Source organism: Candidatus Polarisedimenticolia bacterium (assembly GCA_036004685.1).
GTDB lineage: Bacteria > Acidobacteriota > Polarisedimenticolia > Gp22-AA2 > AA152 > DASYRE01.
Map to the genome: position 1 here is coordinate 1 of DASYRE010000037.1, position 25,104 is coordinate 25,104.

Sequence of the window (25,104 nt, forward strand, 5' to 3'; positions counted from 1 at the left end):
AAGCTCCTTAGAAAGGAGGTGATCCAGCCACAGGTTCTCCTACAGCTACCTTGTTACGACTTCACCCCAATCATCGATCACACCGTAGGCGCCTGCCTCCCTTGCGGGTTAGCTCAGCGACTTCGAGTGCAACCGACTTTCGTGATGTGACGGGCGGTGTGTACAAGGCCCGGGAACGTATTCACCGCGGCGTGCTGATCCGCGATTACTAGCGATTCCAACTTCATGGAGTCGAGTTGCAGACTCCAATCCGAACTGAGGACGATTTTTTGGGATTAGCTCAGCCTCGCGGCATTGCAACCCTTTGTGTCGCCCATTGTAGCACGTGTGTAGCCCGAGACATAAAGGCCATGAGGACTTGACGTCATCCCCACCTTCCTCCCCGTTTTCCGGGGCAGTCCCCTTAGAGTCCCCGGCATGACCCGATGGTAACTAAGGGCAAGGGTTGCGCTCGTTGCGGGACTTAACCCAACATCTCACGACACGAGCTGACGACAGCCATGCAGCACCTCTACCGGCGTCCCGAAGGAAGACCCTGTTTCCAGGGCTGTCACCGACAGTTCAAGCCTCGGTAAGGTTCTTCGCGTTGCGTCGAATTGAACCACATGCTCCACCGCTTGTGCGGGCCCCCGTCAATTCCTTTGAGTTTCAGCCTTGCGACCGTACTCCCCAGGCGGGGCACTTAATGCGTTAGCTTCGGCACAGCAGGGGTCGATACCCGCTACACCAAGTGCCCATCGTTTACAGCTAGGACTACCAGGGTATCTAATCCTGTTTGCTACCCTAGCTTTCGCGCCTCAGCGTCAGTACCGGTCCAGGTAGCCGCCTTCGCCACCGGTGTTCCTCCCAATATCTACGCATTTCACCGCTACACTGGGAATTCCACTACCCTCTCCCGGACTCAAGCCGGACAGTTTAAGACGCAATTCCTTGGTTAAGCCAAGGGATTTCACGTCAGACTTACCCGGCCGCCTACGCGCCCTTTACGCCCAATGATTCCGAACAACGCTGGCCCCCTCCGTATTACCGCGGCTGCTGGCACGGAGTTAGCCGGGGCTTCCTCTGGTGGTACAGTCAAGGGCGAGAGGTATTGGCTCCCACCCGATTCTTCCCACCTGACAGGGTTTTACGACCCGAAGGCCTTCATCACCCACGCGGCGTTGCTGCGTCAGGCTTTCGCCCATTGCGCAAGATTCCTCACTGCTGCCTCCCGTAGGAGTCTGGACCGTGTCTCAGTTCCAATGTGGCCGATCGCCCTCTCAGGCCGGCTACCCATCGTCGCCTTGGTGGGCCATTACCCCGCCAACTAGCTAATGGGCCGCGGGCCCCTCCTCAAGTGATAGCTTGCAAGCATTGGCCATCTTTGGTTGCCGGTCCCGAAGAACCAGAAACTTTATCCGGTATTAGCCCGCCTTTCGGCGGGTTATTCCGAGCTCGAGGGCAGGTTACCCACGTGTTACTCACCCGTTCGCCACTTTACCGGGGGTATTGCTACCCCTTTCTCGTTCGACTTGCATGTGTTAGGCACGCCGCCAGCGTTCGTTCTGAGCCAGGATCAAACTCTCCAATTAAAATCTCACGCCCATTTCGGGCGAGGATTATCCGGATTGCTTGACCTGAATTTACTGCAAGGTCTCAGGATAACTTGGGACGTACGCACGTCCTATTTAGTTTTCAAAGAACGCAGGTGTTTTCGAGGGATCGCCATGTTACTGAAGCGACAGGCATGTGTCAACACTTTTTTGAGGATTTTTCGGATCTTGCTTTCGCAGGTGCCTCTATTGTACGATACGTCGTCCCTTGGAGTGGGCCGCGTCTGCCCACTTTTTTTTTCTTAGAGCCGCAGCTTGAGTCCGCCCCGGTAACGAGGCCGCTCCGTGCAAAAAGGCGAAACATTCGCAAAAATAAGCGATTTGGGACACAGGGTCGCGGAGGCCGCCGGGATGGAGCTGGTTCAGGTTGACCTCGAAAGGCAGCGCGGAGGCTGGTTCCTCCGGCTGTACATCGACAAGCCCGGAGGCGTGACATTGGGCGATTGCCAGGCCGTTTCCGAGCAGATGGGGGCGGAGTTGGACGTGCAGGATCTGATCGAGGGCGCCTACACGCTCGAGGTCTCTTCCCCCGGACTCGACAGGCCCCTGCGAAGCGACGACGATTTCCGCCGATTCATTGGCAAGCGAGTGGCTCTCTCGACGTTCGAGCCCATCGAGGGGCGCCGGCACTTCGTCGGGAGGCTGCAGGGCTTCGAATCGGGCGTCGCCAGGCTGATCGACGATAAGGAAGCCGAGTACGCTATCCCCAGGCAGAAAATATCCAAGGCGCGGCTCGAGGTTGAATTCTGAGACGAAGCCGCGGCGCTTCAACGAGCGATCGAGGGAAATCGCAATGAGCAGTGAAATCATCCAGGCCATCGAACAGGTGGGGCGGGAGAAGGGTATCGAAGTCGACGTCATCATCCGCGCGGTGGAAGACGCGTACGCCGCGGCCTCCAAGAAATACTACCGGACCAAAGAAGAGATCGGCGCGCGATTCAATCGGGAAAGCGGTTCTCTCGAGGTTTTCGCCAAGAAGAAAGTCGTGGAAAGCGTGCTCAATCCCGATCTGGAGATATCGCTCGAAGATGCGGAGCAGCTGGATCCGACGGTCAACCTCGAGTCCGTCCTTGAAATCCCCAAGCCGACGGAGGGCCTGGGAAGAATCGCCGCGCAGGCCGCGAAGCAAATCATCTTCCAGAAAGTCCGAGAGGCCGAGCGCGAGAATGTCTACAAGGAATACAGCGCCCGGCTCGGCGAGCTGATCAACGGCGTGGTGAAGCGTTTCGAGAGAGGCAGCATCGTCGTCGATCTGGGCAAGACCGAATCGGTGCTTCCCAAGAAGGAGCAGTCGAAGGCCGAACACTACAACCAGGGGGACAGGATTCGCGCGATCATCGTGGACGTCGATCGAAACGCCAAGGGTCCTCAGATCATCCTCTCCCGCACCGACCCCCGGCTGCTGATCAAGTTGTTCGAGATGGAAGTGCCCGAGATCTACGATGGAACGGTCAAAATCGAGGTGGCGGTTCGGGACGCCGGCGATCGGGCCAAGATCGCGGTGCGCTCCAAGGACAAGGACGTCGATCCGGTCGGAGCGTGCGTCGGCATGAAGGGATCGCGGGTGCAGTCCATCATCCGGGAGCTTCGCGGGGAGAAGATCGACATCGTCCAGTACTCCGCCGAGATCAACTCCTTTGTCACGCACGCGCTGAACCCCGCTCGGATCAATCGCGTCTCGATCGTGGACATGGAAGGCAAGGTGCTGGAAGTCGTGGTCGACGACGATCAGCTTTCTCTGGCCATCGGGAAAAAGGGCCAAAACGTCCGACTGGCCTCGCGGCTGGTGGGATGGCGCATCGACATCAAGAGCGAGCAGGACAAGAAGAGAGAGGTGGAGATGGAGATGGAGCGGATGGCGCGAGCCAACCGTCCTCTTGAAACCGTCGAGGATCTCAGCTTCAAGTCCATGCAAAAACTCCTGGAGGCCGGATTCACGACGATCGGGAGCGTGCTGGCCGTCGGCATGGAAGGGCTGACGGCGGTCCCTTCGATCGGTCCGAAAACCGCCGAGAAGATCATGATTACGCTGCGGGAGGTTCTGGACGCACCGCTCGCGCCCCCGGAACCCCCCGAGGAGGAGCCGATCGAGGCGGCCGCTTCCGAATCGGGCGGCGAATCCGCCGAGGATACGGCCCTGATCGCCGAGGCCCAGCCCGGGGCGACCGAAGAGGAATAACCTCCCGTGAGCGGGAGAAGGATGGTGTATGGGGAAAATCCGCGTTTATCAGCTGGCGAAGCTGCTGAAAATCTCGAACGACGAGGCCGCCGACCTCCTTCGCCGAAACGGCATCGAAATCAAGTCGAACTTGAGCAGCATCGACGAGAGTCTCGTCGAGCGCTTCCGGTCGAAGAGCGCCCCCGCGGCGGCGAAGCCGGAAGTGGCGCGCCCGGAGGCAGCCGCGCCCGCGCCCGCTTCCGGCGCGCGGCCCTCTGCGAAACCTTCCAAGCCGAAGACGGGGCTCACGCCGGCCAAGAAGGCCACGCCACGACCGGCAGAACCGAGCGCGGCCAAACCGGCACCGGGAGCGACGGTCAAACCCCTTGTGCGACCCGCCCCCTCGAAGGCTCCGCCGGCACGTAGCATCGGCAAGGGGCAGCCCCAGGATTTGCCCGCCGCGCCGGCTCGCTCCGCCTCTTCCCTCTCGGCGCCTCGGGCCGTCTCCGAGATCCCCTTGACCGCCGTGAAACCTCATCCGCCGGCGCCCATCGTCTCCGAGCGTCCCGCCGCGCCGCGTCCGGCGCCGCTGCCCCCTTCTCCGCCGCGAGACGTCATTCTGACCGAAGGAGTGACGGTCAAAGAGCTGTCCGAGAAAACCGGCCTGAAGTCGAAGGACATCATCAAGAAGCTCCTCGACCAGGGCATCTTCGCGACTATCAACCAGCCGCTGGATGTCGAGCTGGCGAAGCAGATATGCAGGGAGTTCGGTTATGAGGCGCGCATCATCTCCTTCGAGGAGGACGCCATCCGCGAGCACCGGACGGGCAGCGCCCCTTCGAAGCTCCGCCCCCGGGATCCCGTCGTGACCATCATGGGGCACGTCGATCACGGCAAGACATCGCTTCTCGACGCGATCCGTCAGTCGAACATCATCGAGCAGGAGCACGGCGGGATCACCCAGCACATCGGCGCGTACCATGTCCAAGTCCGCGGACGCGGCATCACTTTCATCGACACCCCGGGCCATGAGGCCTTCACGCTGATGCGTTCGCGGGGGGCCAAAGTCACGGACATCGTGGTGTTGGTCGTCGCGGCCGACGACGGAGTCATGCCGCAAACCGTCGAAGCGATCGATCACGCCCGCGCCGCCGGAGTCCCGATCGTCGTCGCCATCAACAAGATCGACAAGCCCGGCGCGAATCTCGACCGAGTCAAGAAAGCCCTCTCGGATCACAACCTCCTCGTCGAAGACTGGGGGGGAGACATCGTCAGCGTGGCCATCTCCGCCAAGCAGAAGCTCCACATCGACGATCTCCTGGACATGATTCTGCTCGTCGCCGATCTGCACGAGCTGAAAGCCGATCCCGACGTGCCGGCGACGGGTGCGATCCTCGAGGCCAAGCTGGACAAGTATCGCGGCCCCGTCGCCACGATTCTGGTCCAGGAGGGAACCCTTCACCCGGGCGACGCGTTCATCGCCGGCGCCGCGAACGGGAAGGTGCGCGCCATGTTCGACGACCGGGGGCGGAAGATCCAGAAAGCGGGCCCCTCGATTCCCGCCGAAGTCCTGGGGCTGCAGGGGGTGCCGCGGGCGGGCGACCCCTTCCAGGTCGTGGTGGACGAGCTGAAGGCCCGCCAAATCGGAAGCTTCCGCCAATCCAAGATACGGCAGGAAGGCCTCGCGAAGTCCTCGAGGCTGACGCTGGATCACCTGTTCCAGCAAATCAAGGAGGGCTCCATCAAGGAGCTTCCCATCATCCTGAAGGGAGACGTCCAAGGCTCGGTGGAGGTGCTCGCCAAGAGCCTGACCGACCTCTCCACCGATCAGGTCAAGGTGCGCATCATCCACAGCGCGACGGGCGCGATTACCGAGACGGACGTCTTGCTGGCCTCCGCCAGCAACGCCATCATCGTGGGGTTCAGCGTCCGGCCGGACCGCTCGGCCGCGGAGCTCGCCGAAAAGGAAAAGGTCGACATACGGCTGCACACCGTGATCTACGACGTCCACACCGAAATCAAGAACGCCATGGTCGGTCTGCTGGATCCGACGTTTCACGAGCAGTATCTGGGCCGGGCGGAGGTCCGCAACCTGTTCAAGATCCCCAAGGTGTGGATGGTCGCGGGGACCCATGTGGTGGACGGAAAGATGCTGCGAGGGTGCCAGGTGCGGTTGCTTCGGAACAACGTCATCGTGCACCAAGGCAGAATGGCTTCCCTCAAGCGGTTCAAGGAGGACGTGGGGGAGGTCAAGTCCGGTTACGAGTGCGGCATCTCACTGGAAAGATTCAACGACTTGAAGGTCGGCGACGTGATCGAGGCCTTCAAGCTCGAGAAGATCATTCCGAAGAGCCTCTGAGAGCCGCGCCCTGGCCTCCGGTCGTCTCCTAAGATCGCGGGATCTTCATGAACGTCGGACTGTGCATCGTGGAGATCCATCTCTCCGCATCTCACTCGCTCAAGGACAAGCGGCGCGTCCTGCGAAGGTTGAAAGACCGGCTGAAGAGCCGGTTCAACGTTTCGGTCGCCGAGATTGACCATCAGGATCTATGGCAGCGCGCGACTCTGGGCATCGTCTCCATCGCGGCGGGCCACGAGCCTCTGGAGTCGTGCTTCGGGAAGGTCCGGGGCATCGTGGAGAGCGAGGTGCCGGGCGAAGTGGTGAACTTCGAAATCGAGTACCTGACCTGATTCCCATGACCAGCCCCCGGCGCGAACGTCTGGCCCACGAGCTTCGCAGCGAAATCTCCAGGCTTCTGTTGCGGGACATCCGGGATCCTCGCGTCGGGTTCGTGACGCTGACCCGCGCCGAGGTGAGCCCCGACCTCACCCATTCGAGAATCTACTTCACCGTGTTCGGGACCGATGCGGCCCGCCAGCAGACCCTGAAAGCGCTGAACCGCGCGGCCGGCTACCTTCAAAGGGCGGTTTTCCGGGAGCTACGGTTGCGTCGGAACCTCGAAATCGTCTTCGTCCTGGATGAGGCCGCCGCGACCGGCAACCGGATCGACGAGCTCCTGGAGCAGATTCGCGGCGCCGGGGGCGAGGAAGGGGAAGAGGAATGAACGCAAGCGGCGTCCTGCTGATCGACAAGGAAGAGGGCGTCACCTCTCACGACGTCGTCGACCGGGTGCGGCGGATCGTCGGATTCCAGCGGGTCGGCCACACGGGGACCCTGGACCCGATGGCGACGGGACTGCTGCCGATTTGCCTGGGCAAGGCGACACGCTTGTCCCGGTTTCTTACTTCCTCGGACAAGACCTACGCGGGAACGATTCGGTTCGGGCAGGCGACGGACACGCACGATCGGGAGGGGCGTCCTCTCGGTCCCCAGCGATCGGTGGAATTCTCCCGGGAGCAGCTGATGGTGGCCGTCCGTTCGCTCAGCGGCCCGATCACCCAGGTCCCGCCGATTTACTCGGCGAAGAAGCATGGCGGCGTGCCCCTGTACCGCTTCGCCCGCCGCCAGCTCGACGTTCCTCGCGCGCCGATTCAGGTCGTCATTCATTTCCTGAGAGTTTTCGAGATGGAAGGGAGCGACCTCCGGTTCGAGGTGAAGAGCTCCCCGGGCACCTACATACGGGTCCTGGTTCACGATTTGGGAGAGATGCTCGGCTGCGGAGCCCACCTCCATTCCTTGCGGCGCACCGCTTGCGGCGATTTCCAAATCTCCGGAGCCGTCAATCTCGATCTTCTGGCGCAGAAGGTCCGGGAGGGGCAGTTTCCGGAGATTCTCATTCCGCTGGAGCGGGTGCCCTTGGGCTTTGGCACGGTCGTGGCGAATCGACAGGGGCTCCAGGCGGTCAAGAACGGCCGGGCGCTCGGGGTGCGGGAGATCCTGCCTTCCCGCTCGAGCTTGAGCCCGGGTCCTTGCCGCGTCGAGAACGAGACCGGAGAGCTCGTCGCCATCGGACGGCTCTCCCACCCGGATGGATCGGACGTGCCGCTGATCCAGCCTCAGATCGTTTTTCTTCAGGATTGAAAGGGGCTTGACGCCTTTTCATGTTTGCACCGGCTCAGCATCCTATGCTAGAGTTTCTGCGCCGCGTGTCATCCGTTGGAGTTTCGATTCGTGAATTCTCCGTGGGGGGCGTCGGGCGTTGAACTCCCTTGATTCTGGAGGTGGAAATTTGAGCATACCGAAGGAGAGAAAGGGCGGCATCATCGAATCCTATCAAACCCATCCTGGCGACACGGGATCGCCCGAGGTCCAGGTGGCGCTCCTGAGCGAGCGCATCGAGCACCTCACCGAGCACTTCAAGAGTCATCGGAAGGATCATCATTCCCGCCGCGGGTTGCTCATGATGGTGGGCACTCGTCGCCGGCTCCTGGATTACCTCAAGCGCAAGGACGCGGATCGTTACAAAGAACTCATCAAGAAACTGGGAATCCGGAAGTAATGCGGAAGCCTGCCCGTTCCGGATCCGGACGCAAGGGCCGAGGTTCATCGAACAATTAAGGGTTTTCTAGGTCTCATCGTTACTCATCAATCATTCCCGCTCACACCCTTAATTTTTGATCATTCGCCCCTTCTGTCCGGACTCGAGGAATGCTCCTTCCCGTGCAGTGAGCCGCCGGTTCCCCCCAACATCCTGGAGGTCGTGATTTGAGTATCCGGAAAGAGACCAGTATCGGCGGCCATCGTCTTTCCATCGAGGCGGGAAAAGTCGCGAGACAAGCGGATGGATCCGTCCTGATTCGGCAAGGGGACACCGTGGTGCTCGTCACGGCCACGGCCGATCGGAAGGAAAGGGTGGGCGTCGATTTCCTTCCTCTCACGGTCGACTATCGCGAGAATACCTACGCCGCCGGCAAGATCCCAGGAGGGTTCTTCAAGCGGGAGGGCCGCCCGAACGAGAAAGAGACGCTGACGTCCCGAATGATCGACCGCCCCATCCGCCCGCTCTTCCCCAAAGGGTGGCGGTGCGAGACCCAGGTCGTCGCCCTGGTCCTTTCCGCCGATCTCGAGAACGATCCCGACATCCTCGCCGTCACCGGGGCCTCCGTGGCCCTGACGATCTCGGACATTCCCTTCGAGACGCCGATCGCGGCGGTCCGCGTCGGTCTGGATGAAAGCGGGTTCATCATCAATCCTACTACGACGCAACTCGAGAAGAGCCGTCTCGACCTCGTCGTCGTCGGCAGCGCCACGGAGCTGGTGATGGTCGAGGCGGGGGCCAACGAGGTTTCGGAGCGCGAGATGATCGACGCCATCCTGTTCGGACAGGCTGAGATCGTCAAGCTGGTGGCTCTCCAGAACGAGCTCCGGGACGAGATCGGAATTCCTAAGCGCAAGGCTGCCGTCGTCGAGATTCCTCCGAATCTCAGGAGCGAGGTGGAGCAGAAAATCTCCCAGCCTCTCTGGGAGGCGATGAAGATCAAGACGAAGATTCAGAGCTACCGGCAGATCGCCGAAATGGAGAAAGCCCTGGCGGACAGCTACCCGGAGGAGCCCGCCGAGACGCGTTCCTTCGTGAAGGCGGTTTTCCACGAGACGCACAAGAAACTGGCTCGGGCCGAGATCATCGAGAAGGGCAAGCGCTTCGACGATCGTGGATTCGAGGAGATCCGTCCCATCACCTGCGAAGTCGGCTTCCTGCCGCGGACGCACGGATCCGCGCTGTTCACGCGAGGCGAGACGCAGGCGCTCGTGACGGCCACCCTCGGGACCTCGGAGGATGCCCAGACGCTCGACTGGCTTGAAGGAGAATCGGAGCGGCGTTTCATGCTGCATTACAACTTCCCTCCGTTCAGCGTCGGAGAGGTCAAGTTCCTGCGAGGTCCGGGACGACGGGAGATCGGCCACGGCGCCCTGGCCGAGCGAGCGATCCGTCCGATGATGCCCGCCGACGAGGAATTCCCCTACACGATCCGTCTCGTGTCCGACATCTTGGAATCGAACGGCTCCTCCTCCATGGCCTCCATTTGCGGCGGATCCCTCTGCTTGATGGACGCGGGCGTTCCCCTCAAGGCCGCCGTCGGCGGGATCGCCATGGGGCTCGTGAAGGAGGGAGAGCGTTACGCGATCCTCAGCGACATCGCCGGCTCCGAGGACCATTACGGCGACATGGATTTCAAGGTCGCGGGGACACGAAAAGGGATCACCGCCCTCCAGATGGACATCAAGGTCCAGGGCCTGAGCCGGGAGATCCTCGAAAAGGCGCTGGCGCAAGCGAACCGGGGCAGGATGCACATCCTGGAGGTCATGGATTCCGCGCTCTCCGCCCCCCGTACCAATATTTCGATGTACGCTCCGCGCATCTTCAGCATTCGCGTTCCCAAGGACAAGATCCGGGAGGTCATCGGCCCGGGCGGCAAGATGATACGCTCCATCATCGAGCGCACGGGCTGCAAGATCGACATCGACGACGACGGAAAGGTGGATATCGCTTCCGTCGACGAGGCCTCGGCCCTGAAGGCCATCGAGATCATCAAGGAAATCACCGCGGAGGCCGAGATCGGCAAGACCTATCTCGGGAAGGTAATCCGGATCGTCGCCTTCGGCGCGTTCGTGGAGATTCTGCCCGGCATCGAGGGCCTGCTCCACATCTCCGAAATCGCCGAGCACCGCGTGAAGGAGGTGACGGACGAGATCCAGGAAGGCGAGGAGGTTCTCGTCAAGGTGATCGACGTCGACGGGGATCGGATTCGCTTGAGCCGCAAGGCGGTGCTGCGGGAGAAGCGCGGGGAGACGGGAGGCGCGGAGCCTCCGCCGCCTCCGCGGCAAGCGGAGTCCCGCCACGCGGGAAGACCGCACCGCCGACCGCGCTGAAGGGAGCCGCGAGATGAAGCTCGGGAGCTGGCTGATCGCCAGGGGAAGAATCACCGGGGTTCAGCTCAAGAGGGCGCTTCTGGACCAGTCCTTCTACGGGGGCTATCTCAGCTCCAGCCTCATCAAGCTCGGCTACGTGGACGAGGAGACTCTCGGCCAGTACCTGAGCGAAACCTTCCAGGCCCCGTTCGCCACCGCCGAGAGGTTCTCGGACGTCTCCCCCGAAGTTCTCCGAATGGTTCCCCGTGCGATGGCCGGCAAGCACCAAGTCGTCCCGCTGGCCGTGGCGGGACGCAAGCTCCAGCTCGCCATCATGAATCCGCGGGACATCCTGGTTCTGGACGAGATTGCCTTTCTCACGGGCCTGCAGGTGGAGGCGTGGGTCTCCTCCGAAAACGTCCTTCTCGACGCTCTTGAGAAGTACTACCAGTTCCCGCGGCCGGTTCGCGAAACGATCCCGCTCGCAGACCGGGACGAGGACTTCGACGGGGAGGATCGGGCCCAGCCGGCGCCGCTCCCCTCGCCCTTGCCGACGCCGTCGGCGTCTTCCACGCCGCCCCGGGAGGAGCTGGGGCTCGACGGCCGCCCGATTTCCGCGGCCGGCGACGCGGAGATTCAAGCCGTCCCGAAGGCCGCCGAGTCCGCTCCGGAGCCCTCCGCGCCGCTCCCCCGGACCATCGAAGAGTGGAGAGACCAGGAAACGGCGCAGGAGTCCGCCGCCGTCCCCTCCCCTCCCGCCTCCGGGGGACCCGGAGCGCGCGGGCCTGTGATGGAGCACGAGCCAGCCTTCCGCGCCGGAAGGACCCCCGCAACCGCCGCCAAGCCGTCGCTCACCTTGGTGCCCCCCCCGCCTCCCGCCTCTCTCGAGGAGCTCTCCCAGAGGCTGAAGAACAGTGCGGGACGCGACGAGATCTTTGAGGCCCTCGCGGCGTTCTCGGGGGCCCGCTTCGTTCGGACGGCTCTCTTCGTGGTGATGCAAGAGAAGGTCATCGGGTGGGGAGGCCGGGGAGAAGGATTCGATCCGGGCCGGATCCGCGCCACGACGATCGCCTTCAGCGCCTCTTCGATTTTCTCTTATTTCCGGATGGGCAGTGAATTCTATTTCGGCCCCGTCCCCGACCTTCCGGCCAACCGCCAGTTCTACCGGGACCTCGGGACGGAGGTTCCGGAGCGGGTGCTCCTCATCCCCATTCAGATCAAGGGACGCCTCATCGCCTTGCTGTACGGCGACAACGGGACCGGGCGCCGCGAGGAGCCCGACATCCTGCTCTTCCGCCGCCTCGCCCAGAAGGCCTCCCTGGCCCTTGAAATACTCATCCTCCGCAACAAGATCGAGATGATCTGAACGAGCCGCTACCGCGCCAGTCGGTGGTGGTGAATCTTGTGCGCCAGGGTGTTGCGGTGGATCCCGAGCGTTTTCGCCGCCAGCGACCGGTTGCCGCGGCTTCCGGCGAGCGCCGTCTGGATATACCGCTTCTCGAACTCCTTCAGCGCGTGATTCAGCTTGATTCCACTTTGGAACAGCTCCTCCACGATGGCCTGCAGCCTGTTGGTCACGCTCGCTCCTATCAGCTCATGGCTCATGCCGCGGGTCGCCGCGCGAACGGCGCGACGTGTTGGACTCAGGGATGGCGCATCATAACATGGGATCGTCATGAGCCCGTTGCAGGATCCCTCGCCGGCTCGCCTGGCCGCGGCCGAGCGACTCATGCTGACCGCGCTGGTTCGCAGGAGCGTCGAGACCTTCGTCCGTCAGGGACGACAGCCCGCGCTTCCCGAGAGAACGCCTCTCTTCTCCCGTCGCTGCGGCGCGTTCGTCTCTCTGTTCATCGACGGGAAGCTGCGCGGCTGCATCGGAGTCGTGGAGCCCGCGGAGACCCTGGATCGTACTCTGGTTCATTGCGCCATCGCGGCGGCTTCCGAGGATCGTCGCTTTCCCCCGGTGATTGCCGAAGAGTTGCCCGGACTGCGGTGCGAGATCTCCCTGCTATCGCCCCTTTTTCCGGTCGCCACCCCGGAGGAGATCGAGATCGGTCGCCACGGCGTCCTGATCCGGGCCGGCCGCCGGCACGGCCTGCTGCTTCCGCAAGTTCCGGTCGGGCGGGGCTGGGACCGTGAAACCCTCTTGCGGCAGGTCTGCCGGAAGGCGGGTCTCCCGGCCGATGCCTGGAGGGATCTGGCGGAGAGCCTGTTCATCTTTACGGCGGAAATCGTCGACGAGCGGCGGGCGTGATCCAACACCAAAGGGCGGGCCCAAAGCCCGCCCTCGGCGTCGCAGGATTCTCAGCGAATCTCGACCGCGGTTCCGACTTCGATCTCGCGAACGGTGTACATGACTTTCGCGGTGGCGGTTTTCTCCCCGGTCGTCAGGATCAGGAGCTGCCCGACCGGCTTGCGCGGGAAGAGCAGGTTCGCGTCGTCGTCCCGAAGATCCTGGCTCTCATATCGCCGATTCCCCCACTTGTAGCGGTATTTCACCCCGTGGTTGACGGGGGGCGTGCTCCGGAAGTAAACCTGCAGCATGTCTCCCGGCTTCAGGCCGTCCTTCGAGCCGAGGTCCACGTCGACGACGTTGCCGGTAGTGGCCTGGTTCCTTCCGTCTTGAACGCGGACCACATAGCCGTTGGACTTGCCGCTCGGCTCCACGTCCAGACGATCGAAGGGCGCTTCGTGGTACTCCGGGATCGCGAACTGCTGGATCGGCTCCAGCTCGAACCCGACCTCGATCCGGTTTCCGCACGTCTGGGTGATCTGGGCGATTGAGGTGTTTTCCTGCACCGCCAGTACCTTCAGCCGTCCGGCCCGGCGCACGTACGTTCCAAGCCACCGGTCGGTAACCGGATGAAAGACCTCTTCGTCCTTGACGATGATCTGGAGCTCCTCTCCCGGCTGGACCTTGTTTCCGTCGCGTCCGGCGTTCAGGTAGACCAGGTCCCCCTCCGTGAGGCCCGCCTTCTCCTCCTGCTCCTCATTCGCGATGTAGAGATCGGTCTTCTTGTAGTCGTGCCGAATCTCCCCGGTGCAGTAGATGTCCCCTGCCGAGACCGCCTGAGCCGAGTCGACCTCCCGCTCGGGCGTCTCGGGAACGGCCGCCTGGGCGATCTCCTCAGGCTCGGCCGTCTCCGGAGGGTTCTCCTCCTGGCCTTCCGGGGCCGGAGGAAGGGGAGGCGCGGTCTGTCCCGTCGCCGGGACGATCTCGGAGACGACGGTCGGCCGGGGAGGGAGGATCAGCGGATCCCCCGGATAGATCCAGTGGGAGTCGAGGATGTAACGGTTCTCATTCCATATCTGGGGCCAGAGGTAAGGATTCTGGAAATGCGTGTTCGCGAGGTTCCAGAGATTGTCCCCGCTCACGATGATATGCACCGTGGCCCCCTCGGGGAAGGACTCGGGATCCGGCGGCTCGTAGGGCGTCCAATGATCGCCCACCTTGTGGAGATGGGTGGGGGGTGTGGGAGATTCCTGCGGAGTCTGGATGGCGGCCGCTGGAGCCGGAGCCTTCGCCGTCGGAGCCGCGGCAGGCGGCGCAGCCGCCGGGGGTGGCGCCGGCTTTTGCGCCTCGTCGGTGGCAACCGCCTCGGGCTGATCCTCGGCCGACGCTGGACTGGCAGCGGGGTTCTTCTGGGTCTGATCATCGCTCCAGCCGGGAAGAGCCAGGGCCACAAGAAGAAGAGCCGGGAGGAACCCGGCCTTGCATATCCAACTCGCCTTGCTCATGCGCACTCTCCCATGAAAGACGCTCGGCCGTGCACCTATCCCCCTTGAAAGATAGGACTACAAGTTGAACTGTCAAGGTTTCAGCGAGCAATTACGATTCCGCGGCTGGCGGGGCGGGAAGCGGATCCGCGCGCCGGCGGGCCCGCCCTCGGGAGGGTACGGGTTAATTGGTTTGAAGGCGGCGATTTAGAGCGTCAGGGCTTGCGAATCTCGTCGAGCGTGGCGCGCGCCACCGTCGCGACATCGCTTTTGGGGAACGCCTGGACGACGGTCTCGAGGTTTTCGGCCGCCCGATCGCGATCCCCCAGGGCGAGGTAGGAAAGACCGATTTTCAAGAAGGCATGCGGCACGCGGTTCCCGAAGGGGAACTGGTCGACCACTTTACGGAGCTCCAAAATCGCCCGGCGGTAGTCCTTGCGAGAAAAATAGCACTCCCCTATCCAGTATTGCGCGTCGTCCGCCAGATCGCTTCCGGGGGACTGGGTCAGAAAACGCTGGAACGCCGTCTCGGCGGCGTCGTAGTTCCCCGAGTTGAATTGCGCGTATCCCTCGACGTAGATCTTGTCCGCCTCGGCGTTTCCGGATCGCGGAGCGCTTTCGGAAGGCGCGGCTTGCTCGGAGGGTTCGGAGCCGGACGGCTGGGATGGAGCCTCCCCGGAATCGGCCGCGGATTCCACGTTCCGGGTCGGGCCCGATTCGCCGAGGTCGATCGTGGAGCCGGTGACGGCCGGTTCGGATTCGAATCCCACTCCCGCCTCAGCCCCCGGATTCTGCGCGCCCGGAGCCCCCGGCGCGCCGGGCGTTCGCTTCCCCGCCCTTTCCCGCAGTTCTTGAATTTCGACTTGGGATTCGGCGTTGCGCTTCTGGAGCTCGTAGATACGATTCTGCAAGTCCTGGATCTCGGTCCGAAGCACCGTGTCCTGCCGCGCGACGCATCCCGCCGTGAAGACGATGAAACCGGCCAGGGGCACGAGCTTCATCACGCGAGCGTAGGAACTGATTCTCACCGGCTTCCGACCTCCCTTCGTCCCGCGCGGCATTATATCGGCCGCTTCTGATCGGGTCAAACCTTCCGTCGCGCCGCCGGACGCTCGCGTCGATCATAAAACGACAGGACCGTGTCGCCATACCGGACGGACCGCCGGAGGACCAGCGTCCCGGCGTGCCGCGGCGGCTCCCAGGATTTTCGGTGCTCGAGAACCAGCCGCCCCTCGCGCGAGAGCCCCTCCCACCCGCCGAGCGCGTCGAGTGTTGCCGCCGTGCCTCGATCTCCGTAGGGCGGATCCAGGAAGGCGATGTCGAACGCCTCGCCGGTGGGCACGCGCCGCAGCGCCGCCGGCAGAGGTCCGGCGATCACTCGCCCTGAGGCTCTGAAACCGCAGGCCTCCAGGTTGTCTCGGATCGCCCTTGCCCCGCGGTGGCTCGCTTCCACGAAAACACAGCGGCGCGCTCCGCGACTCAACGCTTCGATGCCCACGGCTCCCGTCCCGGCGTAGAGCTCCAGGAAGCCCGCTCCCGGAATCTCCCCCGCCAGGATGTCGAAGAGAGCCTCCCGGACCCGCGCCGACGTCGGGCGCACGTCGAACCCTGGCGGGGAAGCGAGAGAAAACCCTCTTTTTTCGCCTCCGATGACTCGCAGGTTTCCCATGGCGCCTCTGGGAAGGCAGGTTCATGCCAGGCAGCTATCCCATCGGCGGAGAGAATAGGGTCGCGTTCCGCTTTGGTCAAGCCGCGGTGCTCGGGACGCGGCTTCCAGCCTGGCGATGAGGCCATTCTTGACTCGGGCAGATCTTGCGGTTACCATGCTTAAGCTTCTGATTAAACGAAAGTTCCTATCTCCTCTGCCGGGATTTTCTGAGATTGGAGCCGTCCATCGTCCCTCGTCGATCGGGCTGCCGCCCAGCTCTTCGGAGCTTCCTGCTCTTTTTCGTCGCGGCTTTGGGAGTTCTCGAGGGGTTTCCCCCGGCTAGAGCGCACGGGGTTCTGGCGCTGCGTCCGGGCTTCGTCGATCGGGAGGGCGACCTCGCGGCCGGCGACTTCAACGCCGACGGCCGCCTCGATCTCCTGGTCACGAATCTCGCCGCCAGCGATCTCTCTCTTTTCCAGGAAGACGCGCTCGGGGGTTACGTGGAGCGCAGCCCCTCACCGCACGTGGTCCTGGAAGGCCCTACCTTCATCGCCACCGCCGACGTGAACAAAGACGGACGGATGGATGCCGTTGTCCTGGATCGCGTGGCTCGTTCCCTTTCAATTCGCCTCTCCGACCCCGATCTGGTTTTCCGGGCGACTCCCAATCTCATCGTCGGTCGATCGATCCAGACCCTGGCCATAGCGGATTTCACCGGCGACACGCGGCCGGACCTGGCGGTGACCAACGATCAGGACGAGGTGGTCTATCTCTTCTCTGGAAGAGGAGACGGAACGTTCGGCTTTCTCCGCAGCATCGACGCCCGTACCGCATCCCAGAAAGCCCAACTCGACGACGTCGGCCTGTATGGAATCGCGGCCGCAGACTTCAACCGGGACGGCAAAATGGATATCGCCGTCACGCAGCGGAACACCGATCTCCTGGCGGTCCTGCTGGGAAACGGTAACGGCACGTTCAAGCCTCCTGTGATGAAGACGCTCGGACGTCACCCCACCACGATCGAGGTAGGCCGGTTCAACGACGATCAGGCCCCGGGGGCCGCCGACGACTTCGTCGATTTGGTGGTCCTTCTCGAGGGCGGCCGCCAGAACCCTCAGGATCCGTCGGAGACTCCCCAGGTGGGCGGCGTCTCGATGCTTCGCGGCAACGGTGACGGCACCTTCCTCGACGGCGCCGTTCTCGTCGTGAGCTTGGATGACGCCCCCATCGATCTCGCCGCCGGCCGGATGGGACTCGGCGCGGCGGGGTTCGACGATCTGGCCGTGGTGAATTTCGGCTCGAACACCGTGTTTCTCTATCCCGCTGCGGGCGCTGCCGGGGGCTTCCTCGACCCCGAGGTATTAGGAGGGGCCGGAACGACCCTCCGCAACCCCCGGGCCATCGCCTTGATGGATCGGGACGCCAACGGCATCGTCGATCGACTCGCCCTGGCTAATTTCGGAAGCTATTCCCTGACCCTTTTCGACGGCGGCGGGGGAACCCCTTTCGTCGAGAACCCCCTGTCTCCGATCACGGCGACCCGGCATCCGGTGCAGCTGTCGGTCGGGGGTCTCGATGCCGGGTTCGGCGACGATCTCGCCGTGGTTTCCGACGCCGATCCCACGCTGCAGACCTTCAGCTCCCTGGACAACGGGTTCTTCTTCAAGCGGCGCGCCACGCCGCTGGGCGCGGGTACGGATCCCACCTCCATCGTCCTGGGAGATTTCGATCGCGATGCCCTCGTCGACGCTCTCGTGGCGCTCGCCGACGCCGACGGATCGGCCGGATTGGGGAGCTCCCCCGCCATGTTCATGCTGAAGGGCAGCGGCGGCGCGACCTTCGGCTTCCCTGCGGGGCGATGCGGAGGAGGAACCAATGCCGGGGGACACTGCGCTTCGGACGCGGCTTGTCCGGGAGGAGAGTGCGCTTTCTCCCTCTCGTTCGGCCACTGCGCCGCCGGGACCAATGCCGGCAAGGTCTGCTCAGGCGACGGGGATTGCCCCTCCAGCACCTGCACCCTGCCGCTTGCTCCCGTCCCGCTGGCGGGGGTCGCCACGACGATTATGGCGACCGATCTCAATCCTCAGGACGCCGACCGGGACGGAGTTCCCAACGCCACCGACAACTGCCCCGCCCGCTACAACCCGGCCCAGACGGAGACTCGAGGGTTGACCTGTTTGGGCGGGACCAACCCCGGGGCAGCCTGCAGCATCGATCCCAATTGTCCGGGCGGAGGAACTTGCAGCGTGTCGGACGGCCGGGGCGACGATTGCGACAGCGCGACGGCCGACCCGGATGCCGACCGAATCTTTGACAAGAACGACAATTGCCCCGATCTCTACAATCCGACGCAGGGCGATCTCGACGTCAACCGCGTCGGGGACGCCTGCGATCATGCCCTCGACGTCGTCGTCCTCGAGGGAGGCTCCGTTCAGGGAGAAATCTTTCTGGGCCAGCCCGAGGGGGGATTCCTGCCTTCCGTAGCGCTGCCGACCGGAACGGATCCAGCCTCGGCGGTGGTCGGCAATTTCAGCTCCGGCGACACCTTCCCGGACCTCGCGGTGACGAATCGGGGAAGCGGCAATTTCCAGGTGTTCGCAGGGGACGGAAGCGGCCAGTTCCTCCCTCTCTCGCCGGTCGCCGCCGGAGCCGCTCCCGGCGCCTTGGCGGCCCTGGAGGTCAACTCGGCCGATCTCGACATGGATGGAATCGCCAATCTCAAAGACAACTGTCCCACCCGGTACAATCCCGCCCAGACCGACGCGGACGGAGACGGAATGGGGGATGCCTGCAGCCAGGTCGATCCCGAGGCCCTGTGCGCGGGAGGCCCCAACGATGGCGCCTTGTGTCTTTCGGACGCCGGCTGCCCCGGGGGTACCTGCCTCGGCGACCATGACTTCGTGGTCACGCGGGTCGAGCAAAGGCAGGACAATTGCCCCGACGTCTACAACCCTTCGCAGACCGACACGGACGGCGACCTGATCGGGGACGCGTGCGATCTCAATCCCAGCGCCGCCAACCCCTCCGACGACAACGACTCGGACGGCGCAGTCGACGCGGGCGACAACTGCCCGACGCGCTACAACCCCGACCAGCGCGATTCCAGCGGCAATGGAGTCGGGGACGCCTGCGACGAAGAAAGTGATCCGGACGGCGATCGAATCGCGACCGCGAAGAGAATCCGCGACAACTGCCCCGACACCTACAACCCCGGGCAGGAGGACGTCAACTTCAATGGAATCGGGGACGCCTGCGAGAACGTGCTGGATCTGGCCATGATCGACGAGGCGTCGGATCAGCTCGAGATCTTCATTCAATCCCCGCCGGGATCGTGGGTTCCTCTCACTCCCCTTCCGACCGGTAGCCAGCCCCGGGAGCTGGTGGCGGCCGATCTGAACGGCGATGGCATCGTCGATCTCGCGGTCGCCAACGCCGGAGATTCGACGGTCGACGTTTTCCTGGGGGAGGGCGACGGGTTCTTCCTGTCCGATCCCTCCTTCTCACCGGTGCAGCTTCCCGCGCCACTGCGTTCGCTGCGGAGCGGGGACATGGTGCGCGACATCGTCCGCAGCGTCCCCGAGCTGGCGGGAGTCAGCCAACCCTTGAACAACCCGCTGCTTCTCGCGAACGTGATCCAGGAAAGGGCCGATATCACGACCTGCTCGGGAGGGACCACTCCGAACAGTCCCTGCCGCAGCGACGCCGATTGCGGCGGGGCCGGGAATTGCCGGGGGTCCGGCCGCGTCGACGGGCGGGATCTCGCCGTCTGGGCCAAGGGGTTCGGCCTGGCGCGCGGCAATCCCGGCTACGACTCGCTGCTGGGAGCCGACGTCAACCTGGATGGAAAGATCGACGGCTTCGATCTCGTCTACATCACGTCGCAGTTCGGGAGCGACGTTCCGCCTTGAAGGACCTTCCCGTCAAGGCTGATCGATGGGCAGATTGTAGTAGAAGCCGAACGTGACCCCCTCCCGCTCCTTGGGGAAGTTCGACGGGAGCGCCGGAAGAGGATGGCTGGCGCGGATGGCGTTCTCCGCCGCGAGATCGAACGGCGGGATGTCCGAGGAGCGGATCACCGCGAGATCGGTGACGCTCCCGTCCCTCTCGATGACGAAACGGATGAAAACCTTCCCCTTCTGTCCGTAGTAGGCCGCGATCGGAATGCGGTCGTACCAGTTCTTCTTGATGATCAAGTAGAGCTGCCGCGCATAGTCCCCCCAGTCGAATCCCTTGGTGTCGAAGGAGAGGGTCCCGTAATTCCCTCCCTGGAGGTAGGCCGAGTTGTCGAAGGTGCTGAAATCGTAGGTTCCCGATTCGAGCTGGGAGAGCGCCTTGCGGAACGCTTCGCGCCGATCCTCCCCGGTCCCTGTCTCCTCCCCCCTCTTCCCCGCCGTCCCTTCCCGCCTCGAGGCGCCCGCCTCCTCTTGCTCTCCTTCTCCAGGCTGCGCCTCCCCGCCGGCGACGGGCCCCCCGGGCACGGAGGACGAGCGTCGGCCCGCCCCCCGGGGCGAAGGCATCCCGCGCGGCACGGGCGGAGGGGCGGGAGCCCCCGGGCGGGCCACCTGCCGGAGCGGTGAGTTCCCTTCCGAATGGGGGTCCGGCCCCAGCTCGCTGGCGTCGGGTGGCGTTGGAAGCTTCTGGCTCGCCTCGCGCGTCTTGTCGGAAAGCAGGCGCGCGCGCGCGTTCTCGGGGACTTCCCGATCCTCCGGGACGTCCACGAAGGTGAATTCCAGCGACTGCGACGATCGCGGAGACGCCGGAGAGGCGAGCGCTGCCTCCGAGGCGGGGACGACGAAGAACTTCGCGGCTCCCCCGAATTGGACCCAGCCCAGCAGCAGGGCATGGAAGAGCAGCGAGATGAGGAAGGCTCCTCCGGGTCCGATCTGGAACCGGCGCGCCGAGCGCACCGTGAAGAGTCCGGATTGCGTCACGTCAAGGCTCCTGCAGGGCGAGCCGGTGGAATTCGCGGCGGACGGCGTTCATGTCGTCGGGCCGGTATTTCGGATGAACCCGGTTCGTGAGGAGGATGAAGATCCGCTCTCCGGCCGGATCGATCCATAGCGAGGTCCCCGTGAAGCCGGTATGGCCCAACGCTCCGGAGGAGAGAAACGGCCCCGCCGAGGCGCCCGGCGTGGCGGCGAGCTGCCAGCCGACCGAACGGTTCTCGTTGAGCCCGGGCGTCAGGTCCCGGCGGAACAGCTCGTGGCACGCGGCGTTGAAAAGGCCGGTGCCGCGCCCGAGGAACTCGCTCGAGAGGCGATGGAGGTCCCCGGCGCTCGAGAACAGTCCCGCATTGCCGCTCACGCCGCCAAGGGTCCAGGCGTTGAGATCGTGGCACTCGCCCCAGATGAGCCCGCGGTTCCATCCGCGAAAGTCTCCCGAAGATTCTCCGATCAGCTCCCGCTCTCTGGCGTTTCCCTCCTCGGTGGCCGCGACCCTCGGCCGGAGCCGCGGCGCGGGCCGGTAGCCCGTGTCCTGGAGTCCCAAGGGTCCGAAGACCTCCCGCGCGGCGAGCGCGGCGAGCGAGGCTCCCGCGCGGCGCTCCAGGCCGAGGGCGAGAAGGATGTATCCCAGGCAACTGTAAACCACCCGCGTCCGGGGGCGGTAATCGGGAGGCAGCGCTCCGATTTGAGACAGATAGCCCTCGCGATCCGACGCCCTCAGATAGAGCGGCTGCCAGGCGGGAAGGCCGGAGCGGTGGGCCAGGAGATCGAGCAGGGTGGCCCGGCCAATCCAGCGGCCGGCGAGCTCGGGAAGAAGGCCTTCCACCGGCTCCTCGAGATCGAGGGCGCCCCGGGAGGACATGAGCGCGGCCAGCGTCCCGGTGACCAGGGGCTTCGTGAGGGAGGCGAGGTCGTAGATCGTGTCCGGCCCGACCGGACGCTCCTCGGGCGTCACGACGCTGTGCCCGAGCCATCCCTCCTGAAGGAGCGTTTCTCCCCGGGCGATCAGGTAGCGCGCGCCGGGAAATATGCCGCCCTCGATTTTCTCCCGGAGGAATCGCTCCACGCCCCCGTGCTTCATGTCCCTCCTTCGCGGAGGACGGATCGCACCCGTTCGGCGAGCTCCAGCGCGGCCAGACCGTCCTCCCCGGAGACGATCGGCCGCCGCCGGTGGGCTACCGCTTCGAGAAAAGAAGCCAGCTCGACCCGCAGCGGCTCGTCCTTCGCGACGGGAACCGTATCCTGGACGATTCTCGGACTCCCCCCCTGCCGATCGAGCCGGTAGCAAGCGACCTCCTGGGCCGCGGTGTCGATGCCGAGGTAGCTGTCGTTCTGAAAAATGCGGATTTTTCTGACGCGGTCCGTGCTGATTCGGCTCGCCGTGAGGTTGGCCACGCAACCCGATTCGAACTGAATTCGGGCGTTGGCGATGTCCATCTTGTCGGTCAGCGCCTGTACCCCGACGGCCGCGACCGACACGACGGGGCTCGGATCGAAGCTGCGAACCAGGTCCAAATCGTGAATCATCAGATCGAGGATGACGTCCACGTCCAGGCTGCGGGCCGCGAACGTCCCGAGACGGTGGGCTTCCACGAAACGGGGGCGGAGGATCCTGGAGACCGACGCCCGCAACGCCGGATTGTAGCGCTCGGTGTGACCCACCTGGAGGATCCTGCCGGCTTGCTCCGCGGCCTGCACGATTTCCTTACCCTCCCGCGGAGAGGCGGCCAAGGGCTTCTCGACCATGACGCTCCAGCCGCGCTTCAGGCAGGCGACGGCCACCGATCGATGCGCCGCGGTGGGAACCGCGATCGTCGCGGCCTGGAGGTCGGGGGGCAAATCATCCAGGGAAAGATAGGAGCGCGTCGCGAATTCGGCGGCCACCGCGCGGGCCCGAGCCGGATCCGCGTCGACCACTCCGCAGAGTTCCGCCTCCGGAAGGGAGTGCAGAAGCCGGGCGTGATGCCGGCCGAGGTATCCCACGCCGATCACGGCGATCCGGATTGCCATGACTCCGCTCCCGCGCCTTACTTCACGATCCCTCGCTCCGAGGAGCGGATGAAGGACGCGAGGTAGGCGACCTCCGGGATCCCTCCCAGGTCCGCATCGATGCGCTCCAGCGCCCGGGTGGTCGTGAGATTGCTCTGAAAGAGGAGGCGGTAGGCCTGGCGCAGCGCGGCGATGCTCTCCTCGCTGAAAGCCCGGCGTTTCAGCCCCACGAGGTTCATTCCGTAGGCCTTCGCCCGATTGCCCACGGTCAAAACGTACGGAAGAGCATCCTGGGTGATCACCGAATAGCCGCCGATGTAGGCGTGCGCGCCGACCCGGCAGAACTGATGGACCCCGGAAAACGCCCCGATGACCGCGAAATCCTCGACCGTGACGTGCCCCGCCAGGGTCGCCGCGTTGGCGAAGATGGTGTCGCTTCCCACGCGGCAGTCATGGGCCACGTGAGTGTAGGCCATGAACAGATTCCGATCCCCGATCGTGGTCACCGCGCCCCCCCCTTGCGTGCCGCTGTGAACCGTCACGAACTCCCGGAACGTGTTGCGGCGTCCGATGACGACCCGGGTCGGCTCTCCGCGGTATTTCAAGTCCTGAGGCTCCAGGCCGATCGAGCAGAACGGGAAGAAGCGGCATCCCTCTCCGACCTCCACCCGTCCGTCCACGACGGCGTGCGATATCAGCTCGCACTCCGGACCGAGGGTCACGCCCGCGCCCACCACGGAAAAGGGGCCGATGCGGCAGCCCATCCCGATTCTCGCGTCGGGGTGGACGATGGCCGAAGAATGGATGCTGCCCTGGCTCATGGGGCCCCTCCCAGCGATGAGAAGATCTCCGCTTCGGCGACCATGCTCTCCCCGACGTGGGCTTCCCCGCGCATCAGGCAGGTTCGCGTCCGCAGCTTCAGGACCTCGACCACGAGGCGCAAAGGATCGCCGGGAACCACCGGGCGCCGGAACTTCGCCTTGTCGATTCCGGCGAAGTAGACGACGCGTCCGCGGCTCTCCGGCCGCGTGTGGAGGAGCAGCACGGCGCCCGCCTGGGCCATCGCCTCGACCACGAGGACGCCCGGCATGATGGGATTTCCGGGGAAGTGACCTTGGAAAAACGGCTCGTTGGACGAGACGTTCTTCAGCGCGACGATCCGCTTCCCTTCCTCCAGCTCGAGCACCCGATCCACCAGAAGAAAGGGGTAGCGGTGCGGCAGGATCTCCATGATCGCCCGGACATCCAGGGGTTCCATCAAGTCTCCTTCTTCCGAGGCCCCCCGGAGATCTCCTCCAGCAGGCGCTCGATCCGCGCCAGTCGACGCCGCATCTCCGGCAGCCGGCCCAGCGTCGCCTGAATTCTCTTCCACTCCGCGTGATCGCGCGCCGGGTAGCCCACCACGAACGACCCGGGAACGAGATCGCCCGTCACGGCGGATTTCGCGCCGATGCGGCTTCCTTCGCCGATAGTCACGTGGCCGACCGATCCCGACTGGCCGGCGAACACGACCCCCCGACCCACCCGGACGCTTCCCGAAAGGCCCACTTGGGCCACGAGGACGGTGTTCTCCCCCACGTCGCAGTTGTGACCCACCTGGACCAGATTGTCGATCTTGGTCCCCTTGCGGATCCGCGTGCTCCCGAACGTGGCGCGGTCGATCGTGACGTTCGCTCCGATCTCGACGTCCTCCTCGATGACGACGTTCCCCAGCTGGGGAATCTTGACGTGCGTCCCTTGATCCTCGGCATAGCCGAACCCGTCGCTTCCGATCACGCTTCCGGCGTGCACGATCGAGCGGGCGCCGATGGCCGTGCCGTCGTAGACCGTCACCGAGCTGTGGATCACGACCTCCTCGCCCAGACTCACGCCCGCCCCAAGGCTGACCCCCGCCATCAGGACGGCGCGGTCGCCGATTCGGCAACCGGCTCCCGCCGAGACGAACGCCGCGATGCTCACGTCCTTGCCGAGATCGCAATCCGGCGGGAGGGAGGCGCGGGGGTCGACGCCCGCGGCCGGGCGCGGCCTGGCGTCGAACATCGACAGCACCTTGGCGAGGGCCACGTAAGGCCGATCCACCACGACGAGGCTCAGATGCTCCGCCTCCACGCCCGGCTCGACCAGGACGCCCGCCGCCTGGCAGTCTCGCAGCTGGGGCCGGTAGCGCGGGTTGGCCAGAAAGGAGAGATCCTCCGGGCCCGCGCTCTCCAGCGGACGCACGGCCCGCACCCTCCGATCGGGCCCCACGAGCCGCCCCCCCACTTTCCGGGCGATCTCAGCAAGCGTCATCGAGGCCCCGGGAATGA

At 64.4% G+C, this 25,104-nt stretch carries 21 protein-coding genes and 1 rRNA gene; 11 read left to right on the forward strand and 11 right to left on the reverse strand.

Annotated elements, in window-relative coordinates:
- Nucleotides 1-11: 11 nt before the first annotated feature.
- Nucleotides 12-1,571, reverse strand: a 16S ribosomal RNA gene (locus tag VGR67_09920).
- Nucleotides 1,572-1,877: 306 nt separating this feature from the next.
- Here VGR67_09920 and rimP point away from each other — a divergent pair.
- The 9 genes from rimP to VGR67_09965 all read left to right on the forward strand — a co-directional run bounded on the left by rimP (nt 1,878) and on the right by VGR67_09965 (nt 11,867).
- Nucleotides 1,878-2,342 carry a ribosome maturation factor RimP gene (rimP, locus tag VGR67_09925; GenBank protein HEV8336722.1) on the forward strand — a complete coding sequence of 155 codons (465 nt, stop codon included), beginning with the start codon at nt 1,878-1,880 and terminating at the stop codon, nt 2,340-2,342.
- Nucleotides 2,343-2,385: 43 nt separating this feature from the next.
- Nucleotides 2,386-3,771 carry a transcription termination factor NusA gene (gene nusA, locus VGR67_09930; protein ID HEV8336723.1) on the forward strand — a complete coding sequence of 462 codons (1,386 nt, stop codon included), beginning with the start codon at nt 2,386-2,388 and terminating at the stop codon, nt 3,769-3,771.
- A 28-nt stretch (nt 3,772-3,799) separates the two neighbouring features.
- On the forward strand, nt 3,800-6,109 hold the full coding sequence (gene infB, locus VGR67_09935; GenBank protein ID HEV8336724.1) for a translation initiation factor IF-2: 2,310 nt from the start codon (nt 3,800-3,802) through the stop codon (nt 6,107-6,109).
- A 47-nt stretch (nt 6,110-6,156) separates the two neighbouring features.
- Nucleotides 6,157-6,441 carry a DUF503 domain-containing protein gene (locus VGR67_09940; protein ID HEV8336725.1) on the forward strand — a complete coding sequence of 95 codons (285 nt, stop codon included), beginning with the start codon at nt 6,157-6,159 and terminating at the stop codon, nt 6,439-6,441.
- Between the two features lie 5 nt (nt 6,442-6,446).
- Nucleotides 6,447-6,815: a 30S ribosome-binding factor RbfA gene (gene rbfA, locus VGR67_09945; GenBank protein ID HEV8336726.1), complete on the forward strand. Its 369-nt coding sequence runs from the start codon at nt 6,447-6,449 to the stop codon at nt 6,813-6,815.
- Complete coding sequence (gene truB, locus VGR67_09950; GenBank protein ID HEV8336727.1) at nt 6,812-7,732, forward strand: tRNA pseudouridine(55) synthase TruB; 921 nt, start codon at nt 6,812-6,814, stop codon at nt 7,730-7,732. The genes rbfA and truB overlap by 4 nt, the downstream gene beginning before the upstream one ends.
- A 148-nt stretch (nt 7,733-7,880) precedes the next feature.
- A complete protein-coding gene (gene rpsO / locus VGR67_09955; GenBank protein ID HEV8336728.1) occupies nt 7,881-8,150 on the forward strand; it encodes a 30S ribosomal protein S15 in 270 nt (89 codons plus the stop codon).
- Between the two features lie 206 nt (nt 8,151-8,356).
- Nucleotides 8,357-10,522: a polyribonucleotide nucleotidyltransferase gene (gene pnp / locus VGR67_09960; protein ID HEV8336729.1), complete on the forward strand. Its 2,166-nt coding sequence runs from the start codon at nt 8,357-8,359 to the stop codon at nt 10,520-10,522.
- Nucleotides 10,523-10,535: 13 nt separating this feature from the next.
- Nucleotides 10,536-11,867 (forward strand): hypothetical protein, encoded by a 1,332-nt coding sequence (locus VGR67_09965; GenBank protein HEV8336730.1) that lies wholly within the window; start codon nt 10,536-10,538, stop codon nt 11,865-11,867.
- 8 nt (nt 11,868-11,875) lie between these two features.
- Here the strand turns inward: VGR67_09965 and VGR67_09970 are convergent, their stop codons facing one another.
- Entirely contained in the window at nt 11,876-12,079 is a 204-nt protein-coding gene (locus VGR67_09970; protein HEV8336731.1) for a helix-turn-helix domain-containing protein, read from the reverse strand.
- A gap of 97 nt (nt 12,080-12,176) precedes the next feature.
- Here VGR67_09970 and amrA point away from each other — a divergent pair, with 97 nt between their 5' ends.
- A complete protein-coding gene (gene amrA, locus VGR67_09975) occupies nt 12,177-12,755 on the forward strand; it encodes an AmmeMemoRadiSam system protein A (GenBank protein ID HEV8336732.1) in 579 nt (192 codons plus the stop codon).
- A 50-nt stretch (nt 12,756-12,805) separates the two neighbouring features.
- Here the strand turns inward: amrA and VGR67_09980 are convergent, their stop codons facing one another.
- The 3 genes from VGR67_09980 to rsmD all read right to left on the reverse strand — a co-directional run bounded on the left by VGR67_09980 (nt 12,806) and on the right by rsmD (nt 15,887).
- The gene (locus tag VGR67_09980; protein HEV8336733.1) at nt 12,806-14,239 is read right to left on the reverse strand and encodes a LysM peptidoglycan-binding domain-containing protein; all 1,434 of its coding nucleotides are present in this window, start codon (nt 14,237-14,239) and stop codon (nt 12,806-12,808) included.
- 194 nt (nt 14,240-14,433) lie between these two features.
- A complete protein-coding gene (ybgF, locus tag VGR67_09985; protein HEV8336734.1) occupies nt 14,434-15,246 on the reverse strand; it encodes a tol-pal system protein YbgF in 813 nt (270 codons plus the stop codon).
- A gap of 56 nt (nt 15,247-15,302) precedes the next feature.
- Nucleotides 15,303-15,887 carry a 16S rRNA (guanine(966)-N(2))-methyltransferase RsmD gene (gene rsmD / locus VGR67_09990; protein ID HEV8336735.1) on the reverse strand — a complete coding sequence of 195 codons (585 nt, stop codon included), beginning with the start codon at nt 15,885-15,887 and terminating at the stop codon, nt 15,303-15,305.
- Between the two features lie 212 nt (nt 15,888-16,099).
- Here rsmD and VGR67_09995 point away from each other — a divergent pair, with 212 nt between their 5' ends.
- Nucleotides 16,100-19,774, forward strand: a complete 3,675-nt coding sequence (locus VGR67_09995) for an FG-GAP-like repeat-containing protein (protein HEV8336736.1) — start codon at nt 16,100-16,102, stop codon at nt 19,772-19,774.
- A 12-nt stretch (nt 19,775-19,786) separates the two neighbouring features.
- Here the strand turns inward: VGR67_09995 and VGR67_10000 are convergent, their stop codons facing one another.
- Genes VGR67_10000 through lpxD form a run of 6 tightly spaced genes read right to left on the reverse strand, consistent with a single transcriptional unit; the run spans nt 19,787 to nt 25,087 of the window.
- Nucleotides 19,787-20,797 (reverse strand): energy transducer TonB, encoded by a 1,011-nt coding sequence (locus VGR67_10000; protein ID HEV8336737.1) that lies wholly within the window; start codon nt 20,795-20,797, stop codon nt 19,787-19,789.
- Nucleotide 20,798: 1 nt separating this feature from the next.
- Nucleotides 20,799-21,890: a serine hydrolase domain-containing protein gene (locus VGR67_10005; protein ID HEV8336738.1), complete on the reverse strand. Its 1,092-nt coding sequence runs from the start codon at nt 21,888-21,890 to the stop codon at nt 20,799-20,801.
- Entirely contained in the window at nt 21,887-22,819 is a 933-nt protein-coding gene (locus VGR67_10010) for a Gfo/Idh/MocA family oxidoreductase (protein HEV8336739.1), read from the reverse strand. Before VGR67_10010 ends, VGR67_10005 begins: the two co-directional genes overlap by 4 nt.
- A 17-nt stretch (nt 22,820-22,836) precedes the next feature.
- Nucleotides 22,837-23,619, reverse strand: a complete 783-nt coding sequence (lpxA, locus tag VGR67_10015) for an acyl-ACP--UDP-N-acetylglucosamine O-acyltransferase (GenBank protein ID HEV8336740.1) — start codon at nt 23,617-23,619, stop codon at nt 22,837-22,839.
- The gene (gene fabZ / locus VGR67_10020) at nt 23,616-24,056 is read right to left on the reverse strand and encodes a 3-hydroxyacyl-ACP dehydratase FabZ (GenBank protein HEV8336741.1); all 441 of its coding nucleotides are present in this window, start codon (nt 24,054-24,056) and stop codon (nt 23,616-23,618) included. Before fabZ ends, lpxA begins: the two co-directional genes overlap by 4 nt.
- Nucleotides 24,056-25,087 (reverse strand): UDP-3-O-(3-hydroxymyristoyl)glucosamine N-acyltransferase, encoded by a 1,032-nt coding sequence (gene lpxD / locus VGR67_10025; protein ID HEV8336742.1) that lies wholly within the window; start codon nt 25,085-25,087, stop codon nt 24,056-24,058. Before lpxD ends, fabZ begins: the two co-directional genes overlap by 1 nt.
- Nucleotides 25,088-25,104: the final 17 nt, after the last annotated feature.

Bases quoted from the DNA above. Each gene is read 5' to 3' on its own strand.
- lpxA (HEV8336740.1), bottom strand. From the start codon at position 23,619: ATGAGCCAGGGCAGCATCCATTCTTCGGCCATCGTCCACCCCGACGCG.
- amrA (HEV8336732.1), top strand. From the start codon at position 12,177: ATGAGCCCGTTGCAGGATCCCTCGCCGGCTCGCCTGGCCGCGGCCGAG.
- truB (HEV8336727.1), top strand. From the start codon at position 6,812: ATGAACGCAAGCGGCGTCCTGCTGATCGACAAGGAAGAGGGCGTCACC.
- fabZ (HEV8336741.1), bottom strand. From the start codon at position 24,056: ATGGAACCCCTGGATGTCCGGGCGATCATGGAGATCCTGCCGCACCGC.
- infB (HEV8336724.1), top strand. From the start codon at position 3,800: ATGGGGAAAATCCGCGTTTATCAGCTGGCGAAGCTGCTGAAAATCTCG.
- VGR67_09980 (HEV8336733.1), bottom strand. From the start codon at position 14,239: ATGAGCAAGGCGAGTTGGATATGCAAGGCCGGGTTCCTCCCGGCTCTT.
- lpxD (HEV8336742.1), bottom strand. From the start codon at position 25,087: ATGACGCTTGCTGAGATCGCCCGGAAAGTGGGGGGGCGGCTCGTGGGG.
- VGR67_10005 (HEV8336738.1), bottom strand. From the start codon at position 21,890: ATGAAGCACGGGGGCGTGGAGCGATTCCTCCGGGAGAAAATCGAGGGC.
- rbfA (HEV8336726.1), top strand. From the start codon at position 6,447: ATGACCAGCCCCCGGCGCGAACGTCTGGCCCACGAGCTTCGCAGCGAA.
- rsmD (HEV8336735.1), bottom strand. From the start codon at position 15,887: ATGGGAAACCTGCGAGTCATCGGAGGCGAAAAAAGAGGGTTTTCTCTC.
- VGR67_09940 (HEV8336725.1), top strand. From the start codon at position 6,157: ATGAACGTCGGACTGTGCATCGTGGAGATCCATCTCTCCGCATCTCAC.
- VGR67_10010 (HEV8336739.1), bottom strand. From the start codon at position 22,819: ATGGCAATCCGGATCGCCGTGATCGGCGTGGGATACCTCGGCCGGCAT.
- VGR67_09965 (HEV8336730.1), top strand. From the start codon at position 10,536: ATGAAGCTCGGGAGCTGGCTGATCGCCAGGGGAAGAATCACCGGGGTT.
- nusA (HEV8336723.1), top strand. From the start codon at position 2,386: ATGAGCAGTGAAATCATCCAGGCCATCGAACAGGTGGGGCGGGAGAAG.